Genomic DNA, 11520 nt, shown 5'->3' with positions numbered 1-11520 from the left:
TTGTGTCGTGAGAAGTAGTGTGAGAGTTGTTTGGATATCGGCCGGAGGAGGCAGCTCTCCAACACTCCCCATAGCAAATCGGAAATGCCGCTTCGGTTTTGCGATCCCCCTCAAATATCAGGCTGCAGGCGGCCGGGCAGCAAATTTAACCCCCTACTTTAGCCCGCAACGGCCTCATGGTTTTCCCATCCGGGATTCTGAGTGCTAAAATGCGACGGTTTTTTCTAACGAATTGGCCCAAGGCCCTCTACACAAGGCTTAAAGATGAAAGTCAAAACCCGTTTTGCTCCCAGCCCGACCGGCTTTTTGCATGTCGGCGGTGCCCGTACCGCACTCTATTCCTGGTTGTTTGCAAAGAGCCAGGGCGGTGAGTTCGTGCTGCGTATTGAGGATACCGATCTGGAACGTTCCACTCAGGAGGCGATCGACGCCATCATTGAGGGCATGGAATGGCTGGAGCTGAACTGGGATGAGGGCCCCTACTACCAGACCAAGCGTTTCGACCGCTACAACGGCATCATCGACGAGATGCTGACCGATGGCCGTGCCTACAAGTGCTACTGCTCCCGTGAGCGCCTGGACGCGCTGCGCGAAGGTCAGATGGCCAACGGCGAGAAGCCCCGCTATGACGGCAAGTGCCGTGATGCGGCTCACGATCACCCGGCCGATGCGCCGCACGTTATTCGCTTCCGCAACCCGACCGAAGGTTCAGTCGTATTCGATGACCACGTCCGTGGCCGCATCGAGTTCGCCAACACCGAGCTCGACGATCTCATCATCCGCCGTACCGATGGCGCGCCGACCTACAACTTCTGCGTGGTGGTCGATGACTGGGACATGGAGATCACCCACGTGGTGCGTGGCGAAGACCACATCAACAACACCCCGCGCCAGATCAACATCTATAAGGCGCTGAACGCGCCCGTGCCGGAGTTTGCCCACGTCTCCATGATCCTGGGCGACGACGGTGCCAAGCTCTCCAAGCGCCACGGCGCTGTGTCCGTGATGCAGTACCGCGACGACGGCTACCTGCCGGAAGCGCTGCTGAACTATCTGGTGCGTCTGGGCTGGTCCCACGGCGATCAGGAGATCTTCACCCTGGACGAGATGATCAAGCTGTTCAGCCTGGATGCCATCTCCAAATCCGCCTCCGCCTTCAACACCGACAAGCTGTTGTGGCTGAACAACCACTACATGCGCAGCCTGGATCCGGCCTATGTGGCCAAGCATCTGGCCTGGCACATGGAAAACCAGAAGATTGACACCAGCAAGGGCCCATCACTGCCAGAGGTTGTCACTCTGCTGGCCGAGCGCTGCAATACCCTGGTGGAGATGGCCGCCCAGAGCCGCTATCTGTTCGAAGAGTACGAAGCGATCGACGAAGCGGCTGCCAAGAAGCACCTGCGCGGCGTCGCTGCCGAGCCGCTGGCGCTGGCCAAGGCCAAGCTGGCTGCGCTGGATAACTGGACCACCGAAGCGCTGCACGAGCTGATTGAAGCCACTGCCGCCGAGCTGGGTCAGGGCATGGGCAAGGTCGGCATGCCGCTGCGCGTGGCCGTGACCGGCCTGGGTCAGTCCCCCGGCATCGACGCCGTGATGGCGCTGGTGGGTAAAGAGCGTGTGCTGGCTCGCATCGATCGCGCGTTGGCGTATATCGAAGCCCGCATGGCCGCCGAGTAAGTCGCCTGCTGCCGCGACTGGTGGCAGCCGGATAGATTGCCTTCCACTGACAATAAAGGGCTCCCGCAAGGGAGCCTCTGTTTTTCGCGGTTAACCAGATTTGTGACATAAAACAGCGAGATAGCGGCAAGGTTGCCGGTAAAAACAGCTAACTGCTTGAATTTTGACTAAACGCTCCAGCCGGTGTTATTTTTGGGTTGACAGCAAAGCGGGTGATGCCTATCATGCGCCTCCGTTGCCGGAGATAACTTCGTCAGCGCCGAGGTGAGTTGGGGTTATAGCTCAGCTGGGAGAGCGCTTGCATGGCATGCAAGAGGTCCGCGGTTCGATCCCGCGTAGCTCCACCAAATTCTCCTCGAACAATCTGGAATCAAAGGGGTTATAGCTCAGCTGGGAGAGCGCTTGCATGGCATGCAAGAGGTCCGCGGTTCGATCCCGCGTAGCTCCACCAGGTTCCTGATTGAAGATGAAATACCCAGGGCAGTGCGGTGTGTATCACCCAGGCCGACCTTTGTGGGGTTATAGCTCAGCTGGGAGAGCGCTTGCATGGCATGCAAGAGGTCCGCGGTTCGATCCCGCGTAGCTCCACCACTATTTGCGACAGATGGCCGCCAGAACCATCTGTTGAGTACGAAATTCCGGGGTTATAGCTCAGCTGGGAGAGCGCTTGCATGGCATGCAAGAGGTCCGCGGTTCGATCCCGCGTAGCTCCACCACTATTTACGACAGATGGCCGCCAGAACCATTTGTTGAGTACAAAATTTGGGGTTATAGCTCAGCTGGGAGAGCGCTTGCATGGCATGCAAGAGGTCCGCGGTTCGATCCCGCGTAGCTCCACCACATTCTTGTGACAAGAAGCCAAAAGGCCACCGTTATCGCGGTGGCCTTTTTGTTTTGGCTCATTTTGTGTCCGGCCGTCTCCTGTTCGTAAAAAAGCCCGCATCGCAGCGGGCTTTTGGCGTGATGGCAAAGCTGCATCAGCGGCGACGACGCCAGGCCAGGGGCAGCAAGGCCAGCAACAGGGCGCCCATGGCACCACCACCGCCGTTGCTCTCTTCCTTCAGCTTGAGGTCGACGATGATGGGATCATGGTCGGAGGCGCTGAACGGATTGTCGGACTTGATCATGTCACCGGTGAAGCCACGGCCATATTCGAACAGGTTGCTCTCGAACGAATTGATGTGCCAGTCGGCGACCGCGATTACCTTGCTGGCCAGTGCCGGGTTGGCGAGGGCATAGTCCAGAGTACCGAGTTCGGCCTCGTAGCTGTAGGAGATAGCCTTCTCCTTGTTGAACCTGACATTCATGTCGATCAGGCCATAGCTCTTGCTCACTTCGCTGCCGGTCTGCTCATAGACTTGCTCGCCGAGGAAGGTCCGGGAGGCCGAGACTATCTTGCGCTGACCCTCGGTCGGCACATAGTCGGTCAGCACCCGGATCGCATCTTCCCTGGCGTAGGAGTTGAGGTCACCCACCAACATGACCATACCCGACAGCGTGCTCACCGCGTCGCCCAGCACCTTGGCGGCAGTGACCCGGAACTCGGTACACTTGCCCTGCAGATCGGCCGGCTCCTTGCCGTCCAGGTTCTCCAGGCAGCCGGACCCCTTGGATTTGAGGTGGTTGACCACCAGGGTCAGCAGCTCCTTGCTGCCCTCGACGGTGAAGCTCTGCACCAGGGAGTCACGCTGGGAGGCCTGTTTCTCGACTCCTTTCGCATCCTGGTATTTTTGTACCGGCAGCGTGATGACGCTGGCATCCCCCTGCGGGGTCAGCTTGGCGGGTCGGTAGATCATGGCCACCATGATGGCGTCGCCGCCGAAGAAGCGCTCGTCGCCAAGCAGCGCCTTGGGTAGGGCCACGAAGGCGTACTGTTTGTCGGCTTCCTTCTGCTGGGCGTTGAGGCTTTGCACCAGATCACTGATGGCGGAGTGGCTGTCAAAGCCGTTGTTCTCCATCTCCATCAGGCCGAGCAGATCGGCATCCATCTCAGTGATGGCGTTGACTATCTTGGCGCGCTGTTTCTGGAAGTCCTCCAGGTTTTTGGCGCCGCGGTTGCAGCCCTTGGCGCTGTCCGCATCCGCCTGATCCTTGCACAGCACATTGAGGGCCCCCCCCACGCTGGAGTGGCTGGTGAAGTAGTTGAGCACGTTGAAGCTGCCGATACGCAAGTCGGTGCCATCGGCACGGGCCGGTGCGCTCTGGCGATCGTTATCGCCGGTGCGCAGCAGATCGCCGGCGGTGATCACCTGATCCTGCGGCACTATCAACCGGTATTCGTTGTAGCTGTAACCCACCAGCGCATCCAGATTGACCGGGGCATCGCCGATGCGCAGATAACCCTGCTCCGGATCCCAGCCCGGCAACCAGGGCAGTTTGCCATCGGTGGCCTTGAAGTCAGACTCGAGGAATACCCGGTTGCGGGCATTGGCCCTGGCCAGCGCCTTGGCTTCCTTGCTGTCGGCGGCATGCAGCTGGGTCGGCTTCATCAGCGGTGCCTGGTGTGACAGCACCAGATTGTTGCGTTTGGCGGCGTAGTCATAGCTGAAGTTGCGGCTTACCTTGAGCGCGCTGTCAGCATCGAGGCGTACCCGCATTCCTTCGTGACGCTCCAGCGCCCGGGCCAGGGTCTCGTTTTCCAGTACCCGCAGCGGCACGGCGGCAGGCACAGAGCCCTGAGCGAGAACCTGCAGACGCGGGGCGCCGCTGTCAACGACCGGCTTGAGCTGGGTGTGGTTGTAGTACTCCTCGACCTTGGCCTCCAGGCAGACTTCGGCGCCCGGCTTGATGTCCGGGTACTTGCTGGCGAAGTTCTTGTCGTTGAGGTAGACGAAGATGCCATCCGAGGTCTGGGGATTGTCATCCCCTTGCAGATCCTGCAGGTAGAAACCCTTGTTGAGATTCTCACCAAGTGCCGTGACCACCGCCTTGACCGTGACGCTCTGGGCGCTTTCGAACTTGCCATCGGGGATGAGGGGACTCTTGCCACCAATGCCCTGAATGACGGGGATGGGGGTGAGGGCACTGTCAGCCGGGCAGCTGAAGCTGGCGGCATGGACGGACGGGGACGCGAGCGCAAGCCCCACGGCCAGCGACAGCAGGGTACGTGTTCCTTTCATAACGGTTCCTTTTTTATTTTTTGCCAGTGTTTCCATAGCCTTGGCACCTTGACCAAGGGCGCGCATTGTCACATTTCTGGCACGTCATACCAGTGAGCCAACGCACATTACCGGGATGCAAATGAGGGCAGTGCTGGTTTTTTTGACCTGACTAACGTTATGAAATTAATGATAAAATCATTAATTCACTGTTCTCGGGAAAGTGTGATCTGGCTTGCATCCACATATTTTTCTTCGAGAATGAAGATTGAGACTCTGCTGGTTGATTCCTATACTCGGCTTGTTCCTCACGGAACCCAGGTAAAGGGCAAACCGGTCGAAATGCCGGGACGCAATGCCTCCGGTCTCCAGATCAGTCGATCCAGATAGCGGGGCTTCCCAGGGTGAAGGTGGTGTTTGTGGCACGTCCATTGCCAGTTGTCTGCTCCCATCACGCCGGTTGCGCTTGTTCTTTGCCCTGGTGACCAATGCCAAGACAAAACAAGGAAGATAACAATATGCAACAGACCTTAAGGCCCAGCAGGCTTGCCATGCTGGTGGCCCTGGCTGCCATGCCCGCTTGGGCACAAGCCGCTTATCCCGCCTATCAGGCCGGCACCGCTTACAAGGCTGGCGATGTGGTCAGCAACGCAGGCGCTCTCTACGAATGCAAAGAATTTCCCTACTCCGGCTGGTGCGGGGCATCCCCCTATCACTATGCCCCCGGTGTGGGTGCAGTCTGGGCCGATGCCTGGACGCTGTTCAATGACGGCGGCACGACTCCGGGCCTTGGGCTTGCAATCAGTTCGCCCGCGCTTGGTAGCGTTTTCAACGAAGGTGTACCCGTGGCCCTGGCGGTCACCCTGAGCGGCAACAGCAGCGCCCTGGTCAAGGTCGAGTATCTGATCGATGGTCAGCCGGTGGCGGTGAGCAGCGGGGCCCCCTGGTCGGCCAGCTGGGTCGCTACCGGTGTCGGCCCCCATCAACTCAAATCTCGTGGGCTGGACAAGGATGGCGCCGTGCTGAGCGAGGCGGATGCCAGCTTCAGCGTCAACGCCGTGGTTGCGCCAGAGGCGCCCAGGGTGAGCATCAGCAGCCCGGCCAACGGCGCCAAGGTAACCCTGGGGCGCAGCGTGGCGGTCAGTGGCAATGTCACCGATGCCAACAATGACGTGGCCAGGGTCGAGCTCTATGTGGATGGCAAGAAAGTCGGTGAAGACGTCAGCGCCCCCTGGCAGGTGAGCTGGACGCCCCAGAGCAAGGGGGCTGCCGCCCTCAAGCTGGTGGCGACCGACAAGGAAAATCTGGTGGGCGAGTCTGCCCTGGTCGATGTGCAGGTGGAAGAGGCGGCGCTACCGCCCACCGGTGGCAACCTCTCTTGTGACATTCGCCAGATCTATCGCCCGGACGGTTACGAGTGCATGGGGGATGACCACGCCCGCCGGGTGATCGGTTACTTCACCTCTTGGCGCACTGGCAAGAATGGCCTGCCCGCCTACCTGGTGAACGACATTCCCTGGGACAAGCTCACCCACATCAACTACGCCTTCGCGGCTGTGGACGAGCAGAGTCACCAGATCAAGGTGGATGATGCAGCCACCAAGCTGACCTGGGATGGTGTGCCGGGCGCCGAGATGGATCCCGAATTCGCCTATCAGGGCCACTTCAACCTGATCTCCAAGTACAAGAAGCAGTATCCGGACGTGAAGACCCTTATTTCGGTAGGGGGCTGGGCCGATACCCGCGGCTTCTACACCGCCACTACCAAGGGCGACTGCTCGGTCAATACAGCCGGCATCAACGCCTTTGCCGATTCGGCGGTGAGCTTCATCCGACAGTACGGTTTCGATGGGGTAGATGTGGACTACGAGTACCCCACCTCCATGAAGGATGCAGGCAACCCCAACGACTTCCCGCTCTCCAACCAGTGCCGTGCCAAGCTGTTTGCCAACTACGAGGTGCTGATGAAAACCCTGCGGGCGCGGCTCGACAATGCCGGTACCGAGGATGGACGCAAGTACATGCTGACCATAGCCTCACCGGCGTCAGCCTACCTGCTGCGCGGCATGGAGAACTTCCAGGTCACCCAGTATCTGGATTACGTCAACCTGATGACCTATGACTTCCACGGTGCCTGGAACCACTTTGTTGGTCACAACGCGGCCCTGTTCGACAACAATGCCGATCCCGAACTCTCCCACTGGGGCGTATACAATCAGGCCCAGTTTGGCGGTATCGGTTACCTCAACGCCGCCTGGTCTGCCCACTACTTCCGTGGTGCGCTGGCGGCCGGCAAGATCAACGTGGGTGTGCCCTATTACACCCGCGGCTGGCAGGGGGTGAGCGGTGGCAGTCACGGTCTGGGTGGCAAGGCGGCCCTGCCGAGCCAGAACGAGTGCCAGCCGGGCACCGGTGGCAGTACGATTCCGTGCGGCAATGGTGCGGTCGGCATCGACAACATCTGGCACGATCTGGACAAGAACGGCAAGGAGATCGGCGGTGGCGCCGTGCCCATGTGGCATGCCAAGAACCTGGAGCACGCGGCTAGCCTGGGCATCACCACGCTGCCGAGTTACGGCACTGCCTGGGGTCTGGACCCCAACAACCCGGCCCACGTGATGCAGGGCAAGTATGTGCGTTACTACGATGACAAGGCCCATGCGCCCTGGCTCTGGAACGAGGAGAAGAAGGTGTTCCTCTCCACCGAAGATGAAGAGTCCATGGGTCACAAGCTGGACTACATCATCAAGCGCGGGTTGGGTGGCGTCATGTTCTGGGAGATGGCGGGGGACTACGCCTTCGATCCGGCCAAGAACGAGTACGGCATGGGCAGCACGCTGACTACGCTTGCCTACGAGAAGTTTGCCAAGGCAACTCCCTACAACAACAAGCAGAATGATCTGGCTGCACCGAGTGCCCAGCTCGACATCCAGGTCAGCCTCTCCGGCTTCAAGGAAGGAGACTCCAACTACCCGATCAACCCGAAACTCAAGCTGGTCAACAAGTCGACCCAGACCATTCCGGGCGGCGCTCGCATCGAGTTTCTGATGCCGACGTCCACCTCTGACACCATCACGGATCAGAGTGGCATGGGGCTGAAAGTGGTCGAGAGCGGTGGCAACGACAACTCGGAGGGCATTGCCAACGAGAAGGACTTCCACAAGGTCGCCATGAACCTGCCGAGCTGGCAGACACTGGCGCCGGGCGCTGAAGTTGAAGTTGCCATGACCTACTACCTGCCCGCCGCCGGCGTGCCGAGCGGCATGCGTATCATCAGCGGCAGCCAGACCATAGGTCTCAAGGCCGAGTTCCCGACCCTGCCAGAGGCCGTACTGGGCTCGGGCGGTGGCGAGAACCCGGGCGGCACCAGCTGCAGCAGCCAGAACGTCAATCCGACGGCCTACAAGGCCTACCCGACCTGGCCGCAGGGTGATCACGCAGGTGGTGGCGATCGCCTCACCCATAACAAGGTGGTGTGGCAGGCCAACTGGTGGACCAGCAGCGAGCCCAAGGCAACCGATGGCAGTTGGAAGCAGGTATGCAGTTACTGATGGCGCAACGGAGCGGGCACGGCCGACACCCCACAGGTGAGGTAATGCCCGTATCCATGAATGACCCAATCCGGAGCCCAGGCTCCGGATTTTTTATGACGGCAGATATAAAGAGGAGGTCGCAGGTATAAAAAAGACCGCTCCGAAGAGCGGCCAATTGCCACCAAGGCAAGCGGTGGGGCGAACCCCTTGTGGTATGAAACGGGGGCGGGGAGGGCGCCCGCACCCGTTTCGCGTCATTGAGCCTTGACCTCGACCCGGGAGTGAATGGCCTGAGCCTGTGCGCTTACTGCGTGACTGCCTCTCCCTCTTGCTCCTTGAGGAAGCTGATCCAGGGGGCAGCGCGACCGCTGACGTTGCCATTCTGTGCTGCCTGGGTGAAGGCACTCAGTGCCTCCTTCGGCTTTTTCTGCTCAAAATAGGCGACCCCGGTCAGGAACTTGAGATCCGCCCGCTGTTCGCCACTGGCATTGGCGGCTGGCTTGGCGGCCAGGGCCACCAGATCCTGATAGCGTTTGCTCTGGATCATCATGCGCGCCATCTTGAGCTGCAGCTCGGCACTGGGGGCCATCTGGTAGGATTTGGCCAGGGTATCGATGGCCGGATCCAGCTCCTTGGCCTGATGCCAGTAGTTGGCCAGTGTCTTGTAGTTGGCTGCACTGCTCTCTATGCTCCCCTCCTTCATCGCCTTCTCCATCACGCGTGCCGCGCGGTGGGGAATGCCGGCGAAGGCCAGGTAGTTGGCGAGGCGCTGCAATTCGGCTGACTCGGTCAGCATGCCGAGGTTGTAGGCCGATTCGAGCGCCGCCAGCGCCTTGGCATCGTTGCCCGCCTGCATGTGCATGGCGGAGAGCTGGGTCCAGTACTTCTTCTTCTCCGGGAACTTGTCCACCAGAGCGGTCAGCACCTCTGTGGCCGGCTTGTACTGTTTCAGCTCGTAGTGCGCAGCCATCTTGAGCAGATACCAGGACTCCGGCGCCTTGCCCGCCGACAGCTTGATGGCCTGATCCACCGCAGGGATGGCCTCTCGATACTGCTTGAGCTGCACATGTGCGTTGGCCAGGGTGATGTAGGCGTGCGGGGTCGGTTTCTCATCCTTGCCCAGACTCGCAAACCACTGGTTCATGGTGCTGATGGAACCCTTGAAGTTCCCCTCCGCCATATAGAGCTGGGCCAGGTTGTAGCGCACCTGTTGTGCCACGGGTTGTGGCAGGCCGCCGGTGGCGATGGCCTCGGCGAAGTACTTGGTCGCCTGACCGTATTTTTCCTGCTGTGCGGCCACGAAGCCGAGGGTCTGCAGTATCACCCCCTTGTCGTAGACGCGCTCGCCGGCACCGGACAGCGCCTCCTGCAGCTTGGCATTGGCCTCGCCGTATTTCTTCTCTGTGATCAACGCCTGCGCCTTGTTGACCGCGCGATAGGCGCGATCCGACAGGGCTGGTTGCTCGGCGGCCCAGCTGGCGGTGCTGAGCAGCACCGCCATGGCAACCGGGGCGAGGATCAGGGTGTGTAACTTTTTCATCGCCACCTTCCTTAGTTGGTCGCAAACTCGATTTCTTGCTGCATGCGACTGGCTTGCGGCTTGCCGTCCACCATGGCCGGCTTGAAGGTCCATTTGGTGATGGTCTTGCGCGCGGCCTTGCCGAGGTCATAGCTGCGCGGCTCTTCCTTCACGATGCGGATATTGCTGACGGTGCCGCGTTCGGTCACGGTGAACTCCACCAGTACCTTGCCGGAGGCGAGCCCGGCCAGCGCCGCCTTGCGGGGCATCATGGGTTCGAAGGTCGCCAGTGGAATGGCACCGTTGTTGCCACCCATACCGCCACCACCGCCGCCCGTGCTGTAGGCACCGAGGGCGTTGCCGCCCCCTATGTTGACCGGCAGGTCGAGTTTGGGCATGTCCATGGGCGAGCTTTCCATCTTGGGCCTGTCCGTACTGGCCACTTCCATCTCGGGAGGGGGGGGCGGGCGTTTCGGCGGCGGCGGCTTGGGCAGCTCCCGTTGTTTCTCTTGCAGTGTCTCCTGCGGCTTGAGGCGGATGAAGTCGACCATGCTGACGTCTTCTTTTTCCTGCAGCTCGCGCCTGTCCTGGTTGACCAGCTTGTTCATGCCCCAAAAGAGGCCGAACACCACCAGGAAGGCGGCGGCAAAGGATATCAGGTATCTCATAGGTGACCCCTGGCATCAGCCGTCTTTGTTGGCGGCAATGGAGATGTTCTGTACTCCCGCCATGCGGATCTGATCCATCACCTGCACCACGACACCGGAGCGGGATTCAACATCGGCTTGAATGACTACGGCGCCTTCCGGGTTTTCCGCTCTCAGTCGTTCTATGTTGGCGCGAACTGCGCCCACTTCGACCATGCGTTTGTCGACCCAGACCTGACCGTTTTCACGGACTGCGACCATGATGTTGCCTTTTTTCACTGTCTCGGCGGTATTGGCGCTCGGGCGGTTGATCTCAACCCCGGCTTCCTTGACGAACGAGGTGGTGACGATGAAGAAGATCAGCATGATGAACACTATGTCCAGCATGGGGGTCATATCGATCGCCGCCTCGTCTGCGCTGCTTGCGCTGTGACGCTTTCTCATAGCAAAAACTCCTTGCTTGTATCGGGCGGGGAGAGACTCCCCGCCAGCTATCTGTCCCTGACTTATCCGTGTTTCAGGCTGTCTTCCAGCTTGTCGACAGCGAGTCGGCCCCTGTGCTCAAGGCGACTGGCGAAGAACAAGCCCGAGAGGGAGGCGACCATGCCTGCCATGGTCGGAATGGTTGCCTTGGAGATACCGGATGCCATCGCTCTGGGGGAGCCGGTGCCAGTGATGGCCAGGGTGTCAAACACCTGCACCATGCCGACCACGGTTCCCAGCAGCCCCATCAGGGGACAGAGAGCGATCAACACCTTGATGACCGGCATCCCCTTGTCCACGGCCAGCGCCACCCGGGAGACCAGCTCACGCCGGATCTGCTTGGCAGACCAGGAGAGATGATCCTGGCGTGCCTGCCAGGTTTGGTGTGTCCCTTTCGCCTGCTGCGGGTAGACAGTCAGAAAATAGATCCAACGTTCCAGCAGCAGGGCCCACATCAGCAGAGTGAGGAAGAAGATGGCAACCAGCACATCTCCTCCCATTCCCAGGAAGCGGCGAATGGACTCCGCTTCTTCTATCAACCAGAACCACATGGGAGACTC

Annotated in this window: 7 protein-coding genes, 5 tRNA genes and 1 riboswitch; of the genes, 7 read left to right on the top strand and 5 right to left on the bottom strand. The window is 60.1% G+C overall.

Going from position 1 to position 11520, the window contains the following annotated elements; all coding sequences use genetic code 11:
- Positions 1-264 precede the first annotated feature (264 nt).
- From gltX to AACX78_RS18670, 6 genes are all read left to right on the top strand, one after another.
- Positions 265-1680 (top strand): glutamate--tRNA ligase, encoded by a 1416-nt coding sequence (gene gltX, locus AACX78_RS18695; RefSeq protein ID WP_159167085.1) that lies wholly within the window; start codon positions 265-267, stop codon positions 1678-1680.
- Positions 1681-1951: 271 nt separating this feature from the next.
- Positions 1952-2027 (top strand) — tRNA-Ala (locus AACX78_RS18690).
- 28 nt (positions 2028-2055) lie between these two features.
- Positions 2056-2131, top strand: a tRNA-Ala gene (locus AACX78_RS18685).
- Between the two features lie 64 nt (positions 2132-2195).
- Positions 2196-2271 (top strand) — tRNA-Ala (locus tag AACX78_RS18680).
- 49 nt (positions 2272-2320) lie between these two features.
- Positions 2321-2396, top strand: a tRNA-Ala gene (locus tag AACX78_RS18675).
- A gap of 48 nt (positions 2397-2444) precedes the next feature.
- A tRNA-Ala gene (locus AACX78_RS18670) sits at positions 2445-2520 on the top strand.
- A gap of 137 nt (positions 2521-2657) precedes the next feature.
- Here AACX78_RS18670 and AACX78_RS18665 read toward each other — a convergent pair.
- Entirely contained in the window at positions 2658-4799 is a 2142-nt protein-coding gene (locus AACX78_RS18665) for an ExeM/NucH family extracellular endonuclease (RefSeq protein ID WP_159167084.1), read from the bottom strand.
- Positions 4800-5095: 296 nt separating this feature from the next.
- Positions 5096-5181, top strand: a riboswitch (cyclic di-GMP riboswitch).
- A gap of 115 nt (positions 5182-5296) precedes the next feature.
- On the opposite strand from AACX78_RS18665, the gene AACX78_RS18660 reads away from it, so the two are divergent.
- A complete protein-coding gene (locus AACX78_RS18660) occupies positions 5297-8329 on the top strand; it encodes a glycosyl hydrolase family 18 protein (RefSeq protein WP_407704505.1) in 3033 nt (1010 codons plus the stop codon).
- Between the two features lie 286 nt (positions 8330-8615).
- Here AACX78_RS18660 and AACX78_RS18655 read toward each other — a convergent pair whose 3' ends face one another.
- From AACX78_RS18655 to AACX78_RS18640, 4 genes are all read right to left on the bottom strand, one after another.
- Positions 8616-9851: a tetratricopeptide repeat protein gene (locus tag AACX78_RS18655; RefSeq protein ID WP_159167083.1), complete on the bottom strand. Its 1236-nt coding sequence runs from the start codon at positions 9849-9851 to the stop codon at positions 8616-8618.
- 11 nt (positions 9852-9862) lie between these two features.
- Entirely contained in the window at positions 9863-10498 is a 636-nt protein-coding gene (locus AACX78_RS18650; RefSeq protein ID WP_021139803.1) for an energy transducer TonB, read from the bottom strand.
- A gap of 15 nt (positions 10499-10513) precedes the next feature.
- Entirely contained in the window at positions 10514-10921 is a 408-nt protein-coding gene (locus AACX78_RS18645; protein ID WP_021139802.1) for an ExbD/TolR family protein, read from the bottom strand.
- Between the two features lie 62 nt (positions 10922-10983).
- Positions 10984-11511 carry a MotA/TolQ/ExbB proton channel family protein gene (locus AACX78_RS18640; protein ID WP_159167082.1) on the bottom strand — a complete coding sequence of 176 codons (528 nt, stop codon included), beginning with the start codon at positions 11509-11511 and terminating at the stop codon, positions 10984-10986.
- Positions 11512-11520: the final 9 nt, after the last annotated feature.

Source organism: Aeromonas sp. 9A, from assembly GCF_963900955.1.
In the GTDB taxonomy this organism is placed as follows: domain Bacteria; phylum Pseudomonadota; class Gammaproteobacteria; order Enterobacterales; family Aeromonadaceae; genus Aeromonas; species Aeromonas salmonicida.
The sequence above is the reverse complement of the archived record's forward strand: the minus strand, read 5'-3'. Positions and strand labels throughout refer to the sequence as shown.